The organism is Lactobacillus sp. WILCCON 0058, from assembly GCF_057198005.1.
On record NZ_JBUBHM010000001.1, the window covers coordinates 1 to 19,094 of the forward strand.

A 19,094-nucleotide genomic window follows, 5' to 3' on the forward strand; every position below is an offset into this window, starting at 1 on the left:
TTGTTCGATTTAGAAAAATTCTGGGATAGCTTCAACGCTGAAATGCGGTCCGAATTTAACGAAGTATCCTATAATGCCTGGTTCAAAAACACCAAGCCCGTCTCCTTCAACAAGGACACCCATGAATTGGTAATCTCCGTCCAAACCCCCGTGGCAAAGGGGTATTGGGAGCAAAACATCTCCGCTAACCTGATCCAGTCGGCTTATGCCTACGCGGGAATCGACATCTACCCGGTTTTCGTCGTTAAGAACGGCCCGGCAGCCAGCAGCGAAAGAATGCTGGAGCCCCAGCCGCAGGCCAAGCCCGAGAAAGCCCGGCCGCAGGGCCGGGAATTCACCAAGGACCTGCGCTTAAACGAGAAGTACACCTTCGAAAACTTCATTCAAGGCGAGGGCAACAAACTGGCTGCCGGGGCCGCTTTGGCGGTTGCCGACAACCCGGGGACCTTCTACAACCCCTTGTTCATCTTCGGGGGCGTGGGCCTTGGTAAAACCCACTTGATGCAGGCGATCGGCCACCAGATGCTGGCGGAAAGACCAGATGCCAAGGTTGTCTACATTCAAAGTGAGACTTTTGTCAACGACTTCATCAATTCCATCAAGAACAAGACCCAGGACAAGTTCCGGGAGAAATACCGGACTGCTGACCTGCTCTTGGTCGACGACATCCAGTTCTTCGCCAAGAAGGAAGGGATTCAGGAAGAATTCTTCCATACTTTTGAGACTCTCTATAATGATCAAAAGCAGATCGTCATGACCAGTGACCGGCTGCCAACGGAAATTCCCGACCTGTCCGAGCGGCTGGTCTCGCGTTTTGCCTGGGGACTGCAGGTTGAAATCACCCCGCCAGACCTGGAAACCCGGATCGCCATCCTGCGCAAGAAGGCTGAATCCGAAGGCCTGGAGATCGATGAAAGCACCCTGGACTACGTGGCCAGTCAGGTCGATACTAATATCCGGGAGCTGGAAGGGGCCCTGGTCAAAGTCCAGGCCCAGGCCACCATTCAAAAGCAGGACATCAACATTGGCTTAGCCCGGTCGGCTTTAGCTGACCTCAAGCTGGTCCAGAAGAGCAGGGGACTGCAGATTTCCAAGATCCAGGAAGTCGTGGCCAACTACTTCCAGACCTCAGTGCCGGACCTTAAAGGAAAGAAGCGGGTAAGGCAGATCGTCATCCCACGCCAGATTGCCATGTACCTGTCCCGCGAGCTCACCGACGCCAGCCTGCCGAAAATCGGCCAGGAATTCGGGGGTAAGGACCACACGACCGTGATGCATGCCTGCGACAAAATCGCCCGGCAGATCAAAACGGACACTGAAATCAAGTCCGCTGTTTCCGACCTGCGGCAGATGCTGGAAAGATAGGTCCGTTGATAACTTGTGGACAAGTCCTTGATTTATCCACAACTTTTCAACTGGCAAAAGTCCGAATTACCGGGCTTCCGGTTAGTTATCAACAGAATTCACAGGACCTACTACTACAACTATCTATATAATAAATAATTAAATAAAGAGAGCAGCAAACTAACCAAGGAGGATCAGATGAAATTTACTGTACAGCGCAATCTTTTTATCAATGACTTGAATTCCGTTTTAAAGGCAGTTTCCTCAAGAGCCCAGATTCCAATTTTGAGTGGGATCAAGCTGGACCTGACTGAAACTGAATTGATCATGACAGGCAGCAATGCCGATATTTCCATTGAATTGAACCAGCCGGTTTCTGATGACCTGCGGGTTGAATCAACCGGCTCTATTGTCGTGACCGCCCACCTGTTCAGCGAAATTGTCCGCAAGTTGCCGGGCAGGGAATTTACTTTCGAAGTCAAGGAAGGCAACCAGATCCAGATCACCTCTGACAAGGCTGACTACACCATCAACGGCCTGGATGCCAGCGCCTACCCGCGCCTGCCGGAAATTGCCGGAACTTCCTTCAGTCTGCCGTCCAAGACCCTGCGGGAATTGATCACCCAGACTGTTTTCGCCGTATCTACCGAAGAAAGCCGGCCAACTCTGACCGGGGTCAACTTCAGCTTCAAGAACGGGCAGATCAAGGCCGTGGCTACTGACTCCCACCGCCTGTCCCAAAGAATCGTCGACGTTGAAGCCGGCCCAAGCGAAGACCTGTCCCTGATCATCCCGGGCAAGAACCTGCAGGAACTGGCTCAGATCATCGGCGACGCTGACCAGGACATCAAGGTTTACCTGGGCGACAGCCAGATCCGCTTTGAATTTGAAAACCTGTCCTTCTACACCCGCCTTTTGGAAGGAGCCTACCCGGACGTTGACCGACTTTTGCCAACTGAATCAACGACCAGCGTCCAGTTCAGAGTTTCTGACTTGATGCAGACTTTGAGCCGGGCCAGCCTCTTGACGCACGCCAACCGGACCAACGCTGTCCAAATGACGCTGAACGTGGCCGACCAAACCGTCCTGGTTTCCGGTAATTCACCAGAAGTAGGGAAGATTGAAGAAGAAGTCGGCTTCAGCAGCCTAACTGGCCGGGACTTGACCATTTCCTTCAACCCGGACTACATGGCCGCTGCCCTGCGGGCCTCAGTAACTGACTCGGTCATCATCAACTTCACGGAAAGCCTGCGGCCATTCACGGTCGTGCCAAATGACCAGTCAATCGAATTCGTCCAGCTGATCACTCCAATCCGAACTTTCTAAAACAGACTGCCAATAATTTACAAAAGCCACTCTCCGGAGTGGCTTTTTTTCGACCATTTTTTCATACAAGCGTTTTTTACGGCTTTTAGCCCAGAATACTTGCTTTATGTACCACGATACTAAATAGGCAAATGAGCGCTCAGAGGCCCTAAAAATGGCCTTCTTGATTGAGTTTCCTTGGAAAAAAGACTATAATTTATAAGTGGAATACTAGTTTTAGTTTTACATTGTTGAAGGTGAAGACTATCGAAACTTTTGCGATTAATGGTGAATTCATCACCCTCGGTCAATTTTTGAAAGATGAGTGTATCGTTTCCTCGGGCGGGCAGGCCAAGTGGTACCTCAAGGACAATCCAGCCCAAGTCAACGGGGAAGAAGACGACCGCCGGGGCAGGAAGCTCTATCCTGGTGACCGCTTGACCATTGCCGGCAAGGAATACGAGCTGGTTCAGGGGCTTTAATGTACCTGGGCCGGTTTAAGCAGAGCGGTTTCCGCAACCTGGCTCCCCTTGACCTGGAATTTGACCCGCACGTGAACGTTTTTCTGGGTGAAAATGCCCAGGGCAAGACCAACCTGCTGGAAGCAATCTACTTTCTGGCCCTCAGCCGGTCCCATCGGACCAGCAATGACCGGGAGATGATTGCCTTCGGCCAGGACTTTGCCAGCCTGGCTGGCCGGGTCCACAAGCGCCAGCTGGACCTTGACCTGCGCATCGTCATCAGCAAGAAGGGCAAGAGCGCCTGGGTCAACCGGGTCGAGCAGGCCCGGCTTTCCAAGTATGTGGGCCACCTTAACGCCATCCTCTTTTCTCCGGAAGACCTGGAACTGGTGAAGGGGGCCCCTTCTTTGCGCCGGCGCTTCATGGACCTGGAATTCGGCCAGATCAACCCGGAATATCTCTATTTCGCCAGCCAGTATCGGCAGCTGCTCCAGCAGAGAAACAACTATCTCAAGCAGCTGGCTCGCCGGCAGGCCAGTGACCAGGTTCTGCTCGGGGTTTTGACCGAGCAGGTGGCCACCGCGGCCAGTGAACTGATCTGGCGGCGCTACCGCTATTTGGCCGACCTCAACCGTTACGCGGCCGAGGCCTACCGGGCCATCAGCGGGCAAAGAGAAGAGCTGCGGGTCCTTTACCGGCCCTCAGCCAAGGAAATTACGGATGAAGACCAGCCGGCCCAGATCAAGCAGAAGCTGCTGGACCGCTTTGACCAGATCGCTGACGATGAGCTCAGACGGGCCACGACCCAGCTGGGCCCCCACCGCGACGACCTGGAATTTCAGCTGGACGGCAAGAATGCCCACCTGTTTGCCTCTCAGGGCCAGCAGCGGACCATTGCCCTCAGCCTGAAACTGGCGGAAATCCAGCTGATCAAGCAGCTGACGGGAGAAGAGCCGATCCTGCTTTTGGACGACGTGATGAGCGAACTGGACCAGAACCGCCAGGCGGCCCTGCTCAATTTCATCCATGGTCAAACCCAGACTTTTATTACGACAACCGATCTGGATGGTATTTCCCAGGAAATAGTCAAACAGCCGCGAATTTTTTACATCCATTCCGGCCAAATTATAGAAAAAGAGGAAGGATTAAATGGCAGACGAAGATAACAAATTGAAGAAGGCCAAGCAGTTTGAAAAAGAAGCTGACAAGTACAATGCCAGCCAGATTCAAGTCCTTGGCGGCCTGGAAGCCGTACGCAAGCGTCCGGGGATGTACATTGGCTCAACCAGCTCCCAAGGCTTGCACCACCTGGTCTGGGAAATCATCGACAACGGGATCGACGAAGCCCTGGCGGGCTTTGCGACCAAGATCGAAGTCACCGTCAACGAAGACAACAGCGTGACTGTTCAAGACGACGGGCGGGGGATCCCGGTCGACATCGAAAAGAAGACCGGCCGGCCAGCCGTTGAAACCGTTTATACGGTTCTGCACGCCGGTGGTAAGTTCGGCGGTGGCGGATACAAGGTTTCCGGTGGTCTGCACGGGGTCGGGGCTTCAGTTGTCAACGCCCTGTCCACCAAGCTGAACGTGACGGTTATGCGGGACGGCAAGAAGTACCACATTGCCTTTGACCACGGCCGGGTCGTTGAAGAGCTGAAGGAAGTCGGGACCGTGCCTTTGACTGAACACGGGACCATCGTCCACTTCTGGCCGGACCCGAACATCTTCACGGAAACCACGGTTTTTGACGACAAGATCTTGAAGAACCGGATCCGGGAACTGGCCTTCTTGAACAAGGGGCTGAAGCTGACCTTCACTGACAAGCGCAAGGATACGGCGGAAACCGACGTCTACCACTTCGAAGGCGGGATCAAGGAATACGTCTCCTTCCTCAACCGGGGCCAGGAGGTGCTTTTTGACGAGCCAATCTACGTGGAAGGCAAGTACGAGGGCATCGACGTTGAAGTCTCCCTGCAGTACACGACCGGCTACAAGACGACTTTGATGACTTTTGCCAACAACATCCACACCTATGAAGGCGGGATGCACGAGGCGGGCTTCAAGACAGCCTTGACCCGGGTGGTCAACGACTACGCCCACAAGGCCAAGATCTTGAAGGAAAACGACGACAACCTGTCTGGGGAGGACATCCGGGAAGGGATGACGGCCGTGATTTCCGTCAAGCACCCGAACCCGCAGTTTGAAGGGCAGACCAAGACCAAGCTGGGCAACTCCGACGCCAGAACTGCCGTTGACCGGGCCTTCTCTGAAACCTTCTCCACTTTCTTGATGGAAAACCCGCAGGTAGCCCGCAAGATCGTGGAAAAGGGGCAATTGGCCGAAAGAGCCAGAGTTGCCGCCAAGCGCGCCCGGGAAGTTACCCGGAAGAAGTCCGGCCTGGAAATCGCCAACCTGCCAGGCAAATTGGCCGACAACACTTCAAATGACCCGAACATCTCCGAACTCTTCATCGTCGAAGGGGACTCCGCCGGCGGCAGCGCCAAGCAAGGGCGGAGCCGGCTGACCCAGGCCATTCTGCCAATCCGGGGGAAGATCCTGAACGTGGAAAAGGCCTCAATGGACCGGATCCTGGCCAACCAGGAAATCCGGACCTTGTTTACGGCCCTGGGGACTGGCTTTGGGGCAGACTTTGACGTCTCCAAGGCCCGCTACCACAAGCTGATCATCATGACTGACGCCGATGTCGACGGGGCCCACATCCGGACCCTGCTCTTGACTCTCTTCTACCGCTACATGCGGCCGATGATCGACAAGGGCTACGTTTACATCGCCCGTCCGCCTCTGTACCAAGTGCGCCAGGGCAAGCTGATCAAGTACCTGGACACTGACGAAGAACTCCACGACTACCTTGGGTCATTGCAGCCAAGCCCGAAGCCAATCGTGCAGCGCTACAAGGGGCTGGGGGAAATGGACGCTGAACAATTGTGGGAGACGACCATGGACCCAGAAAACCGCCGCCTGGACCGGGTAGACCCGGAATACGCCAAGGACGCGGATGAAGTCTTTGAAATGCTGATGGGCAACGAAGTTGGCCCGCGGCGGAAGTTCATCGAAGACAATGCCCAATATGTTGAAAACTTGGATGCTTAATGGGAGGTAGGAATGGATAACGAAAATCAAGGACAAGACCGGCGGATCAGAAATGTCGATCTGACGCAAACGATGCGGAGCTCCTTCTTGGACTACGCCATGTCCGTCATCGTGGCGCGTGCTTTGCCAGACGTCCGCGACGGCTTGAAGCCGGTCCAGCGGCGGATCCTGTACGGGATGAACGAGCTGGGCGTGACTCCAGACAAGCCTTACAAGAAGAGTGCCAGAATCGTCGGGGACGTCATGGGTAAGTACCACCCGCACGGCGACTCCTCCATTTACCTGGCCATGGCTCACATGGCCCAGGACTTTGCCTACCGCTACATGCTGGTAGACGGGCACGGCAACTTCGGTTCCGTTGACGGTGACCGGCCGGCTGCCATGCGTTACACTGAAGCCAGAATGAGCAAGATTGCCGTGGAAATGCTCCGCGACATCAACAAGAACACGGTTGACTGGCAGAGAAACTACGACGACACGGAAAACGAACCGACCGTCCTGCCAGCCAGAATTCCTAACCTTCTGGTCAACGGTTCCAGCGGTATCGCGGTCGGGATGACCACCAACATTCCGCCGCACAACCTGTCTGAAGTCATTTCCGGCATTCACATGCTGATGAAGAACCCGGACGTGACGACCAAGGAACTGATGAAGGCCATCCCAGGGCCGGACTTCCCAACCGGTGGGATCTTGATGGGCCGGGGCGGGGTCCTGCACGCTTATGAAACTGGCAAGGGCAATATCGTCGTCCGGGCCAAGACCGAAATCGAAACGGAAAAGAGCGGGCGGGAAAGAATCATCGTCAGCGAGATTCCTTACCTGGTCAACAAGGCTGAATTGGTTCAGAAGATTGCTGAATTGGCCCGCGACAAGGTTATCGACGGCATTACCGGGGTCCGAGATGAATCCGACCAGAGCGGGATGCGGATCACGATTGACGTGCGCCGGGATGCCAGCGCCAGCGTGGTTTTGAACAACCTCTTCAAGGAAACCCAGATGCAGTCCAACTTCGCCATGAACATGGTGGCGATCGTGGACGGGGCACCGAAGTTCCTGACCTTGAAGCAGATGCTGCAGTACTACCTGGCCCACCAGGAAGACGTAATCACCCGCCGGACCAAGTTCGACTTGGAAAAGGCTGAAGCCAGAGCCCACATCCTGGAAGGTTTGCGGGTAGCGCTGGATCATATCGACGAAATCGTCAGCCTGATCCGGAACTCTGAATCAAGCGACATCGCCAAGGCGGGCTTGATCAGCCGCTTTGACCTGGACGACCGCCAGGCCCAGGCCATCCTGGACATGCGTCTGGTCCGCCTGACCGGTTTGGAAAGAGACAAGGTCGAAGGCGAATACCAGGAGCTTTTGGTCAAGATTGCTGACTACAAGGACATTCTGGCCAAGCCGGAAAGAATCGACCAGATCATCTACGACGAGCTGCTGGATATCCAGAAGCGCTTTGGCGACAAGCGCCGGACCCAGATCACGGCCAGCGAAGTGGTCACGATCGAAGACGAAGACTTGATCGAAGAACAAGACGTCCTTTTGACCTTGACCCACCAGGGCTATGTCAAGCGGATGCTGATCGACGACTTCAAGACCCAGAACCGCGGCGGCAAGGGGATCAAGGGGATGGGCGTCCAAAAGGGCGACTTCATCGAGCACCTGCTCTACTCAAGCACCCACGACTACCTCTTCTTCTACACCAACAAGGGCAAGGTCTACATGAAGAAGGCCTACGAAATCCCGGAATACGGCAGAAGCGCCAAGGGCCTGCCAATCGTCAACCTCCTGCAGCTGGAGAAGGGAGAGCACATCCAGACCGTGGTCAGCGTGCCGCAAGGGCATGAAGACGACTACGCCTTCTTCATCACCAAGCTTGGGACGGTCAAGCGGACCAAGATCAAGGAATTTGAAAACATCCGGACCAACGGTCTGATTGCCTTGACCTTGAAGGACGGCGACGAACTGTCCAACGTTCTGACCACTGACGGTCAGCAGAACATTTTGATTGCCACCCACCAGGGCTACGCCGTGACCTTCAATGAAGACGACGTCCGGGCCATGGGCAGAAGCGCGGCCGGCGTCCGGGGGATCAACCTCCGCGAAGGCGACTACGTGGTTGGCTCCGGGATCTTAAAGCCGGAAGATGAAGTTCTGACCATCTCTGAAAAGGGCTACGGCAAGCGGACCGCGGCCAGCGAATACCCGGTCAAGGGCCGGGGCGGCAAGGGGATCCAGACCGCCAAGATCGGCGAAAAGAACGGTCCTCTGGCTGGCGTGGCCGTGGTTGACGGGCAAAGCGACATCATGCTGATCACCACTGACGGGATCATGATCCGCTTCAAGACCAGCGATGTCTCCCAGACTGGCCGGTCAACTATGGGCGTTCGCCTGATCAAGGTAGCTGACGGCAATGCCGTGGCAAGCATGGCAGTCGTACCGGCTGAAGACGAAGACGAAGCTGAAAGCGAGCCGGAAACGGAAGCCTAAGAAGCAAAAACAAAAAAGTAAGATAAAATAAAAAATTACCAGCATTTTTGGCGTAATAGTTAGTGGGAAGAAAATCCCGGATCACGTGTAAAAAATGTTTGGTAATTTTTTTATTTTGTGCTAAAATTAGGCATTGCGAGTAATTAGATCAATTACTCCTTGTTCTTGATTTTAGCAAGAACCATTTAGTCCAAAAGGAGGTGCAATAGTCTATGACAACCAAGTACGAAATTACTTACATCATCAAGCCAGACGTTGACGATGAAGCAAAGAAGGCCATTATTGACAAGTACACTAAGGTGATCGCTGACAATGGTGGTGAAATGGTTGAAGCTAAGGACTGGGGCAAGCGTCGTTTCGCATACGAAATCGAAAAGTATCGTGAAGGTAGTTACTACATCATGACCTTCACTGCTGACGACGCTGCTGCTGTCAACGAATTTGCCCGTTTGAGCAAGATCGACGACTCAGTTCTGCGTTCAATGACTGTCAAGTTAGACAAGTAATTGTAGTTTTCCGTAATACAGGAATAGGAAGGAAATAAGTATGATCAATAATGTTGTACTTGTTGGCCGTTTAACACGTGATCCTGAATTACGTACTACTGGGAGCGGCATCTCGGTTGCTACGTTCACTTTAGCCGTTGACCGGCAGTTTACCAATGCATCAGGCCAGAGAGAAGCGGACTTCATCAGCTGCGTGATTTGGCGCAAGGCTGCGGAGAATTTCTGCAACTTCACCAGCAAGGGCAGTTTGGTGGGCATCCAGGGCCGGATCCAGACCAGAAACTATGATAACAAGGACGGCCAAAGAGTTTACGTGACAGAAGTCCTCGTGGACAACTTCTCACTGCTCGAATCACGCCGCGAGCGTGAAAGCCGTCAGCAAAACGGCGGGTTTGGCGGCTACGGCCAAGGTCAAAGCCAAAACTCCGGCTTCAACTCCGGATTTGGCGGCGGCAGCGGCTATGCTGGCAATAACGCCTTCGGCAACCCAGCCCAATCAAACGGGGCTGCTAATGCCGGATTCAATGAAGATAACAAGAAAGACGGCTTTGCCGGCGGAGATACGAATGCCAACCCGTTCGACAGCTCTGACGGTGCAATCAACGTCTCAAATGACGATCTTCCATTTTAAAATTACACAAGAAAGGATCTGAAGACATGCCTCAACAAAGAAGAGGTGGTCGTCGTCGCCGCAAGGTTGACTTTATCGCAGCCAACCACATCGACTACGTAGACTACAAGGATGTTGATCTGTTGAAACGTTTTATCTCAGAAAGAGGTAAAATCTTGCCACGTCGTGTCACTGGTACTAGCGCTAAGAACCAACGCAAGGTTGCCAACGCTATCAAGAGAGCCCGGATTATGGGCCTTCTGCCATTCGTAGCTGAAGACTAAGCAGCAGGATCAATAAGCAAATAAAGAGACCGAAAGGAGCTGGACTCCTCCCGGTCTCTTTTTCTTTTCTGTTTTGTGGCGGCCGGCAATAGGTTATAATGGAGATAGTTTAGTCTGCTTTAAAGATGTGGAAGAATTTTATGAAAAACTTTTTACGCAAACTTGAATTGCCAGAATTCGTCCGGGATTCCAGATTGATCATTGCCTTCTCAAGCGTCGCCTTCTTGACGGTGCTGAGCACGGTTGTGGCTTTCTTCATCAACCGGATCTTCGGGGTGGCGCTGTTGCTGGTCCTGATCGTGGATGTCTTTTGGGTCGTTTTCGGCGTTTACATTCTCGCGAAAAATACCAACAATTACGCGGCCAACCTCTCCTACCGGATCAAGCGGGGGGAGCAGGAGGCCATGATCAAGATGCCGCTGGGGATCCTCCTTTACGACGAATCCCGGCACATCCAATGGGTCAACCCCTACCTGCAGCTCTATCTGGGCGACAAGGACGCCATCGGCAAGACGATTACGGCAGTCGACCGGAAGCTGGGCAAGCTGGTTGAAGAAGCCCTTGAGGCCCAGACTTCTGAAAGCAAGGTGGTCAAGTGGGGGGACCACCAATTTGAAATGGTCGTCCAAGACAGCATCGGGGTCATTTATCTGCTCGACATTACCCGCTATGCTGACTTGGCTGACAAGTACCGGGCTGAGCGCCTGGCTATCGGCCAGATTTTTGTCGACAACTACGACGAGCTCAGCGAGCGGATGCACGACCAGGAACTGGCCAGAACCAGCACCTACCTGCAGACGACCTTGAACGACTATGCCAAGAAGTTCAAGGCCTACCTGAAGCGGATCGATGAGGACCACTTTTTGCTTCTGGCCCACTTGCAGGACCTGGAAGCCATGGAAGAAGACAAGTTCTCAGTTTTGGACAAGATCCGCCTGGAAACCAGCCGGAACAACACTCCTTTGACCTTGTCGGTCGGGATTGCCTACGGGGGCGAGTCACTGAGAAAGATCGCCAACCAGGCCCAGGCCAACTTGGACCTGGCCTTAGGCCGGGGCGGGGACCAGGTAGTTCTTAGGGAACTGGGCCAGGTGGCCCGCTTCTACGGGGGCAAGTCCAACCCAATGGAAAAGCGCACCCGGGTCCGGGCCAGAATGGTTTCCCAGGCCTTGGGCGAGCTCTTCAAGGATGTTGACCAGGTCTTCGTCCAAGGGCACCAGCGGCCTGATATGGACTCTGTCGGCAGCGGGATCGGGGTCGTCAAGATCGCCCGTCTGCACGGGGTCAAGGCCCACTTTTTGCTGGACACGGCCCACTGCAACTATGACGTTGACCGCCTGGTCAAGAAGATGCAGGCGGCTGACCCCCAGCTGGACCTGTTTGTCAGCCCGGATGAGGCCAACGCGGTCGTGACGGACAACTCCCTTTTGGTCATGGTGGACCACTCCAAGTACTCCATCACTTATGACCAGAAGCTCTATGACCGCTTGAAGAACCGGATCGTGGTAATCGACCACCACCGGCGGGGGGAAGAATTCCCGGAGAACCCGATGCTGACCTACGTGGAGCCATATGCTTCCTCAGCCAGCGAACTGGTGACGGAAATGGTCGAATACCAGCAGCCAGCTGAGGACAACCGGGTCTTGACCAACCTGGAAGCCACGGCCATGCTGGCCGGGATCACGGTCGACTCCAAGGAATTCTCCCTCAGAACGGGGACCAGAACCTTTGACGCGGCCAGCTACCTGCGGTCGATCGGGGCGGACTCCTCGGTGGTCAGCGAGCTTTTGAAGGAAGACATTTCCAGCTTCCTGGTCAAGAGCCACTTGGTGGCCAGCCTGCAGATGCTGCGGCCGAAGATGGCGGTCATGCAGGGGCCGGAGGACAAGGTGATCGACCCGATCCTGACCGCCCAGGCAGCCGACACGGCCCTGGATTTGGAAGGGGTGTCGGCATCTTTTGCCATCACAAGAAGAAGCAGCGACAAGGTCGGAATTTCGGCCCGGTCGATGGGTCATATCAACGTCCAGGTGATCATGGAGAAGCTGGGCGGGGGTGGCCACTTGTCCAACGCGGCGACCCAGATCAAGGACGTGACGGTGGAAGAGGCCTGTCAGCGCTTGCTGGCGGCCATTGACGAATATCTGGAAGAAAACAGTTAAAGAAGAAAAGGAGCTATGAAAGATGAAAGTTATTTTTATGCAAGACGTTAAGGGCAGAGGCAAGCGGGGCCAGGTCAAGGACGTGCCAGACGGCTACGCCCAAAACTACCTGATCAAGCGGGGGCTGGCCAAGGAAGCCAACAAGGGCAACCTGAACACCCTGAAGCGGGTGGAAGCCAACGAAAAGGCTGAATACGAAGCGCAAAAGGCAGCTGCCCAAGAGATCAAGAAGCAGCTGGAAGCTGACGAAACTATGGTTGAACTGAAGTCCAAGGCCGGCAGCGACTCCCGCCTCTTCGGTTCAATCTCCAGCAAGAAGATCATCGAAGGCCTGGACAAGCAGTTCGGCATCAAGCTGGACAAGCACAAGCTGGAACTGCGGGAACCAATCAAGGTTCTGGGCTACACTAATGTGCCAGTCAAGCTCTTCAAGGGTGTTGAATCAAAGGTCCGGGTCCACGTTACCCAAGAAAATTAAGAAGCTGAAAGAAGCCGTGATTGATGGATAATCTTGTCACGCAGCAGATCCCGCATGATTCTGCTGCTGAAAAAGCCGTTTTAGGGGCGATTTTCATTGATCCCGAAGTCATCAACGAAGTTAGCTCGGTCTTAGAGCCGACTGATTTTTATGAACATGCCAACCGCCTGGTCTACAGCGCCCTTTTGGCCCTCTATGACGAGAGCAGGTCAATCGACCTGGTTACCCTGCAAGAGGAGCTCAAGCGGCGGGGACAATTGGAAGAACTGGGCGACATGGCCTACGTGTCAGAGCTTTTGCTGGCAACGCCAACTGCCTTTCACGCCAAGGACTATGCCCGCATCGTTCACCAGAAGGCCCAGCTGCGCAACCTGATCAACGCCAGCCAGAAGATCATCTCCAGTGCCATTCAAGGGTCTGACAGCGTGGATGAGATCCTCAGCAACGCTGAAAATGAGATCATGAACGTCTCCAATGAAAAGGGGAGCGGGGGTTTTCACCAGATTGAGGACCTGGTTGCCGGGGCCTTGGAGCAGATTTCAAATAATGCTCAGAACCAGGACGCGGTTACGGGTCTACGGACGGGTTTTGCCTACCTGGACGAGATGACGACGGGGCTGCATGATGACGAATTGATCATTTTGGCGGCCCGGCCGGGTGTCGGGAAGACCTCTTTTGCCATGAACATCGCCAAGAATGTGGGCGTTACTGAGAAAAAGCCGGTAGCGGTCTTCTCCCTGGAAATGTCTGGTGAGCAGCTGGTGCAGCGGATGCTGGCCTCAACGGGCCTGATCGACTCCCAGCACCTCAGAACGGGGATCCTGGACCAAAAGGAGTGGAAACAGCTGGAAATGGCGGGGAATGTCTTGCGGCATGCTCCGATTTATATCGATGACACGCCGGGGATCAAGATCAGCGAAATCCGGGCCGAGTGCCTGGCCCTGCAAAAGGAGCGGGGCGACCTGGGCTTGGTCGTGATCGACTACCTGCAGCTGATTGAAGGGCCAAAGACTGAGTCCCGCCAGCAGGAAGTTTCCGCGATCTCCCGCCAGCTCAAGAAGATGGCCAAGGAATTGCACGTGCCGGTAATTTCCCTGTCGCAGTTGTCGCGGTCAGTTGAGCAGCGGCAGGACAAGCGGCCAATTTTGTCAGACTTGCGGGAATCCGGGTCAATCGAACAGGACGCCGACATCGTTGGCTTCCTCTACCGGGACGACTATTACCGGGATGAGGATGACGACGGTGAGGAACCGAAGGACGATCCGGAAAACGTTGAAGTTGAAGTTATTATTGAAAAGAACCGGTCAGGCCGGCGGGGATCAGCCAAGCTGATGTTCTCCAAGCCTTACAACCGCTTCTCCAACCTGGACCCAGGCCATGAGGCCCAGGGGTAGGGGGAAAAGAAAAAGAAGTGCGCAAAAAACGCACTTCTTTTTTAAACTTGCAAAAATAAAAAGAAAACCCTCCGTGTTGAAGGGGGAGGAAATTCATGCCGCCTTAGCATGACCAGGTTTTACCTGCTGAGTGGTTAAATTCGCCATTTTGACATCGGCATAGCGTCGGGTATCGGGCGGCCCATCCTGCTTAGATAGCAGTTAATTAGAAGTCAGATTTGCCTCATTTGTTAACCTACATTTATTTTAGCACAGAGGATTTAAGATGGAAAACTTTAAGTTTAATAGCTATTATGGTGACATCAGAGATTTAGATATTCCTCGAAACTATCATCTTCCTAACAAGAAAGAAATAGATTTATTGAATAGATATTCTAAATCTATTCAAAAGGCAGTAAAATTCTATGATGCTATTTCTGGAAAGAATATGAGGGTAAACTATGCTTTTAAAGACGATAGAGGCATTTCAATTCTTCCAGTTCGCTTTAAAAAAGAGAATTTTGAGCATTTACTTGGACTAAAATATTTGAATATTTCAGCTAGTCAAGTTTTTAAGCGATTCAAAAAGGGTTATACGCCAAGGCGACCACTATGTCTCGAAAACTATGGTTATACATTTGAAAAGTTGGCAGTATTGGATAAGCTAGAGAAAATTACAGATGCAGATACCTTGATTATTACTGACTTGAGCAAAGTTGGACAAGCAAAGACGATCAACTTCAATCGAGCACTGAGGACAGAGGACCGGGATCTCATGCTCGCATTGAAGGATTTTCAAGTTAATCTGTACTCACCTAGAAGTCTGCTGAGCCTTGCTTCTGAACGGGCTAAAGAAAAGTACAGTCATGTTAGGGAAAAAGATTGTGTTATGGTATATAACTCTGAAAAGACCGATAGAGGGGTACGCACTAATGTTATTTCTACAAACCATAATGTGGAAATAGATTTGTCTAAATGCTAGTTTCCCAGGATTTTACAACTCAAACCATACGGTTGGCAGATTTTCTGCTAACCGTATTTCTTTTTATGCATGACTTTCTAGAAACGCGAGGATCTCAGCTTTGGTTCTGGTACTTTTATCAATAGCTTTTAGTAATTCCTCCTGCTCTCGGTGCTTCTTGAGCTCATAGAGGGCATCAAGCTTCTCTGACGCTTTATCGCAGCGCTCTTTGAGGCGTCGGAGCTGTTCTTCTGTTTGGGAGATCTCTGCTTCAATAGTTTTAATACTCTTCGTTCTCGGCATCTTCATCATCATCTTTCTGTTCTTCTGGCATTGCGGCGTTCTTAATGTCTTTTCCAATCAGTCTTGCCTGTGCTTTGATCCATTCTTCGTCTAGCCCAAAAGCGCCTAGTATTACTTTCTGGGTAGCCGTGACTGCGTGATCGAGCTTATAGTTGCCGTTCGGCTGTCGTATCAGTTCAATCTTTTCGAGCTCTTTCAGTGCCGAAGGTACGTTCAGATAGTTAGGCTTGCCCGGCATTTCGGCTTTACGTTTTCTCAGAAGCGTGTAGATTCTTGCCCGGATTATCAAAGCAATGAACTGAATGAAGATCTTCGCTTCAGCTGCCTGGCTGCTTGCGACTCTGAATGAACGGTTGCCAAGGAAGGTCTTATCACTGCCAAACAGCTTTTCTGAGATATCGCGGCTTTTGTAAAGGTTCAAAGCTTCTGAAGCCGTCATCTTTTCAGAGGTCACAATTGCGAAATAGCCGCACAGCTGCAGCTCTCGTTCAATGACATCTTCCCGCTCCTCGTAGCCATAGAACTTGCCTTTGTGGTAGGTAAGCTTGAAGTAGTGCTCGTATCTCTTTGGAAGCTTGTATTCTCTGCCCTTTATCTTGTCCATCTCGGCTTCCATTCGGTCCAGATCAGCTTCCAGTCTAGCACGTTCGCTGGCCTGCTTCTTGGCTTTGTAGTAGATGTGGAAGTAGCGGTCAGTGTCGTCATCCGCGTACAGCTTGGCTTTAACCGTCATACCATAAGTCCGGTAAGCCTTGATTGAGCAGGCTCTCTTTGATTCGAAGTCACCCATGTGCTCCATGATCAAGCCGTGTACAAAGGAGGCTCTGCCTTTAACCATCATCACGAAATCATAGTCACATGAGTCCATGAACTGGATGTTAGCCTTACTGAAGTATCCGCGATCAAGGATGAAGCCTATCTTCTTATAGCCGTAGCCGCGAATCTTCTCCAGCATGTATTTCAGCTGCGAGACGTCAACGATACTGCCCGGGTAGCTCTCGTAAAGCAGGGGCTTCTCATTGGTCATATCGTAAGCAATCGAGTAGTTGATGATTGGCGCGCCAACGTCATTCTTGGGGTGACCGTATTCAGCCATCTCAATATCTCCAGCCTTGCAGTTCTTGTTGGTGGAGTCATAGGAAACGTAGATTTTCTCATTCTTGTCATGGGTGGCGTTCCAGCTGTTCAAGAAGTCGACCCTGTCATTGTCATCGATCTCGCGAATGAAGCGCGAGATTGTAGAGTCACTGTAAATCTTGTTCTGTGGCGTCATCAATGGATGGTTGTAGGCATAATCCGGGAAGTGCTGAGCCACGTTGCTTTCTGCGATAACAGAGTACGCGGCCAGGTCAAGGAGCAGTCCTTTTCCCCGATCATCCCAGCGCTTCAAGTGTTCAGCGAGCTTGTAGTCTTCAATAATTCGTCTGACTACAGAGAAGGCACCAATTCGGATACAGCTGCTTCTGGACTCATTGACTGGTTCAGCCGCCGTTCCTTCGGCGGGAATCTCAACATCAGGGAAGAATTTTTCGAAGTTGGGGTTAGGGAACATCATTCCCGGATGATCAGGGGCAGCTTTCCCAATGGTCGTTCTTTTGGCGACGTTGTATTTCTTCTCGGGAAGGTACTCTCTAGCATAAGTGTATTCGATGTAGGTAGTCTTGCCTCGTTTATTTCTGGAAATTTTACCAGTGTTCTTAGGAATATTTACTAGGCAGTTGTAGTACATGATGCTCTCCTTCATTGAGTATGATATCATACTCAAATTATAACATAGAAAAGCACATCAATGCAAGCAAAGATGTGCTAAAAATGTAGTATTTTTGCGGGTTTAGAGCACTTGATTAGGCGACTTGAGTTTGATTGGCCTGGGAAGTTAGCACTAAAACAACTGAGTTGATGGTTGCAATCGCCCAACAAGCCGAAAAGGAATTTCAAGAAGAAAACCGGAATAGTTTAGCTAGACGTCGGAAGGGAATCTAGCGAAGACCGGATAGATGAAAGCAGAGGAGTCCTATTTGCGTTGCTTTTAAGTACTTTTGTTTGATAAAATAGAGCAAATTTTCATATAAGGAGGAGCATGCAATGTATAACGGCATGATCACGGAGGAAAATCACGCGGCTATAACCAAGATGTTGGTTGAGGCCATGCAAGAAATGGCTTTGTCGCGGAATGACAGTATTGAAAGCCCCGTTTCTCTAAGCTTGTTTTTACTGGAAATGGGGGTCAATGATCCTACGGTAGAGGATAAGCTAGTGAAGAAGACGGTTGATATGGTCTTTTCAGCCGAAGATGCGATGAAGCTGACAACCCAGGACTTTCAAAAGGAATTTGCCAGAATCTCGCCGCTAATCGCGGATGAAGGATCAGTCAAGTATATTGTACGTTGGATCGGCATGTACTTTGTTCCAAAGGTCTATCCAGTATCTTTCAATTTGCTTTAGCCAGCAAAAAAGCGCGAATCGTTGCTGATTCGCGCTTTTTGTTATTCTTGCTTGATGTCGTAGGCCTCAAAGAAGATTGGCCCTTTCTTTGAGTCATTGAAATTAGGCCGGTCCTTGTAGGGATCCTCGCTTTTGTTGAAGGGCAGGGTAAGGCTCTGCCGGGTCGTTTCAATAATGTTGTTAAAAATCTGCCGGAAGATAGTCCGCATTTCCGGATCCATGGCAAAGTATGCCCGGCCAAAACGGTAGGTGCCGGTAAAACCGCTGATCTGCTTGATCTTGGTGATGTCCAGGCTGCCAAAAGCTTCAAAAAGAGCGGACCACATCTGCCCTCTTTTTTCCGCGGGAATCTGGTGGTTGAAGGCGATCAGGGAGTGGCGGATCACCCGGGCTGTAGCTGTAAGGCCTTCTTGCGCCAAAACATAGCTGTCCCGGCCAACGCTCCAGGTTCTTGGGTCGTGCTGGTTGAGTGCTGGCTGGGTGCACTTGACGACCAAGACGCGCTCAGTATGGTCCAGCATGCAGCCGACGATGGAGCTTTCCGGGATGTAGGTCTTCATCTTTTTGATATTGTCTTGGAAGCCGCTGGTCCCGTAAATCTGGTGCCGGTAGCCAGGCCCGTCAAAACTGTAGGACTTGATGACCCGGGCTTGAATCTGCGGGTCAGCAAAGGCCAAAGCGTAGTGGGCGTAGTTGCCCCCCTTGGAGTGGCCGGTGATATAGATCCGGTCATTTGGGTAGGCCTGGCCGATCTGGTTGAGATATTTAGCGGCCAGCTTTTGTCCGGTAATTTCCGGTGTATAATTCATGACCATGTCCTCGCTCCAGCCGATCATGGACTGGTCGGTGCCCCGGTAGGCGACCAGGATGGTCCGGTCGTCCAAGCGGAAGGCGCCAGCGTTGAACTGGATGGGTTCGGGCTCAATCTCCATCTTGTTGACCCAGTCCAGGACGGTCAAGTCAGCCAGGCGGGGGGACTTGGGCAAGAGCAGGAGTTCAGTTTTGTCCAGGCCCTGCCAGTCATGGCCCTCTCGCTGGTAGACGGACTGGCAGACCTCGCCTAGGCTGTGGCCAACCGTGCTGCCGTCAAAGGGAAGGTAGGCCAGGGATGCCATTAGGGAAGCATCCAGGCTGTTGAAAGGGCAAGCTTGAAAAGGCAGATCGCCTCGCCAGCGCAGATAGTCTAATGTTGATGCCATCGCAAAAACCTCCTTAGCTAACATTGTACATTATTGCGCAAAAAGCGGGGCAGGGAAGGCTT

The 19,094-nt window shown here is 52.3% G+C and carries 17 protein-coding genes; 14 read left to right on the forward strand and 3 right to left on the reverse strand.

The window, feature by feature from the left end; all coding sequences use genetic code 11:
* The 13 genes from dnaA to ACYVUU_RS00065 form a co-directional block, all read left to right on the forward strand.
* A partial coding sequence (gene dnaA / locus ACYVUU_RS00005) for a chromosomal replication initiator protein DnaA (RefSeq protein WP_484499603.1) occupies positions 1–1,365 on the forward strand: 1,365 nt, incomplete at its 5' end.
* Between the two features lie 177 nt (positions 1,366–1,542).
* The gene (gene dnaN, locus ACYVUU_RS00010; RefSeq protein WP_439775014.1) at positions 1,543–2,670 is read left to right on the forward strand and encodes a DNA polymerase III subunit beta; all 1,128 of its coding nucleotides are present in this window, start codon (positions 1,543–1,545) and stop codon (positions 2,668–2,670) included.
* 230 nt (positions 2,671–2,900) lie between these two features.
* Positions 2,901–3,131: a S4 domain-containing protein YaaA gene (yaaA, locus tag ACYVUU_RS00015; protein WP_439775015.1), complete on the forward strand. Its 231-nt coding sequence runs from the start codon at positions 2,901–2,903 to the stop codon at positions 3,129–3,131.
* Positions 3,131–4,276, forward strand: coding sequence for a DNA replication/repair protein RecF (recF, locus tag ACYVUU_RS00020; protein ID WP_439775016.1), 1,146 nt, complete (start codon positions 3,131–3,133; stop codon positions 4,274–4,276). Before yaaA ends, recF begins: the two co-directional genes overlap by 1 nt.
* Positions 4,260–6,221: a DNA topoisomerase (ATP-hydrolyzing) subunit B gene (gyrB, locus tag ACYVUU_RS00025; RefSeq protein ID WP_270448922.1), complete on the forward strand. Its 1,962-nt coding sequence runs from the start codon at positions 4,260–4,262 to the stop codon at positions 6,219–6,221. Before recF ends, gyrB begins: the two co-directional genes overlap by 17 nt.
* A gap of 12 nt (positions 6,222–6,233) precedes the next feature.
* Entirely contained in the window at positions 6,234–8,711 is a 2,478-nt protein-coding gene (gene gyrA / locus ACYVUU_RS00030) for a DNA gyrase subunit A (protein WP_439775017.1), read from the forward strand.
* 212 nt (positions 8,712–8,923) lie between these two features.
* Positions 8,924–9,217, forward strand: a complete 294-nt coding sequence (rpsF, locus tag ACYVUU_RS00035) for a 30S ribosomal protein S6 (RefSeq protein ID WP_412136694.1) — start codon at positions 8,924–8,926, stop codon at positions 9,215–9,217.
* Positions 9,218–9,257: 40 nt separating this feature from the next.
* Positions 9,258–9,848, forward strand: coding sequence for a single-stranded DNA-binding protein (gene ssb / locus ACYVUU_RS00040; protein ID WP_439775018.1), 591 nt, complete (start codon positions 9,258–9,260; stop codon positions 9,846–9,848).
* A gap of 26 nt (positions 9,849–9,874) precedes the next feature.
* The gene (gene rpsR, locus ACYVUU_RS00045) at positions 9,875–10,111 is read left to right on the forward strand and encodes a 30S ribosomal protein S18 (protein WP_003612635.1); all 237 of its coding nucleotides are present in this window, start codon (positions 9,875–9,877) and stop codon (positions 10,109–10,111) included.
* Positions 10,112–10,251: 140 nt separating this feature from the next.
* Positions 10,252–12,273: a DHH family phosphoesterase gene (locus ACYVUU_RS00050; protein WP_484499352.1), complete on the forward strand. Its 2,022-nt coding sequence runs from the start codon at positions 10,252–10,254 to the stop codon at positions 12,271–12,273.
* Between the two features lie 22 nt (positions 12,274–12,295).
* The gene (gene rplI / locus ACYVUU_RS00055; protein ID WP_439775020.1) at positions 12,296–12,751 is read left to right on the forward strand and encodes a 50S ribosomal protein L9; all 456 of its coding nucleotides are present in this window, start codon (positions 12,296–12,298) and stop codon (positions 12,749–12,751) included.
* Between the two features lie 23 nt (positions 12,752–12,774).
* On the forward strand, positions 12,775–14,145 hold the full coding sequence (gene dnaB, locus ACYVUU_RS00060; RefSeq protein WP_439775021.1) for a replicative DNA helicase: 1,371 nt from the start codon (positions 12,775–12,777) through the stop codon (positions 14,143–14,145).
* Positions 14,146–14,410: 265 nt separating this feature from the next.
* Entirely contained in the window at positions 14,411–15,106 is a 696-nt protein-coding gene (locus ACYVUU_RS00065) for a PBECR4 domain-containing protein (RefSeq protein ID WP_484499604.1), read from the forward strand.
* 63 nt (positions 15,107–15,169) lie between these two features.
* On the opposite strand, the gene ACYVUU_RS00070 is transcribed toward ACYVUU_RS00065, so the two are convergent.
* Both ACYVUU_RS00070 and ACYVUU_RS00075 read right to left on the reverse strand, forming a co-directional pair.
* Entirely contained in the window at positions 15,170–15,400 is a 231-nt protein-coding gene (locus tag ACYVUU_RS00070) for a hypothetical protein (protein WP_484499575.1), read from the reverse strand.
* Complete coding sequence (locus tag ACYVUU_RS00075; RefSeq protein ID WP_484499605.1) at positions 15,366–17,117, reverse strand: IS1634 family transposase; 1,752 nt, start codon at positions 17,115–17,117, stop codon at positions 15,366–15,368. The genes ACYVUU_RS00070 and ACYVUU_RS00075 overlap by 35 nt, the downstream gene beginning before the upstream one ends.
* Before the next feature lie 356 nt (positions 17,118–17,473).
* On the opposite strand from ACYVUU_RS00075, the gene ACYVUU_RS00080 reads away from it, so the two are divergent.
* Positions 17,474–17,833, forward strand: a complete 360-nt coding sequence (locus ACYVUU_RS00080; RefSeq protein ID WP_439775023.1) for a hypothetical protein — start codon at positions 17,474–17,476, stop codon at positions 17,831–17,833.
* 41 nt (positions 17,834–17,874) lie between these two features.
* Here the strand turns inward: ACYVUU_RS00080 and ACYVUU_RS00085 are convergent, their stop codons facing one another.
* Positions 17,875–19,032 carry a DUF2974 domain-containing protein gene (locus ACYVUU_RS00085; RefSeq protein ID WP_439775024.1) on the reverse strand — a complete coding sequence of 386 codons (1,158 nt, stop codon included), beginning with the start codon at positions 19,030–19,032 and terminating at the stop codon, positions 17,875–17,877.
* Positions 19,033–19,094: the final 62 nt, after the last annotated feature.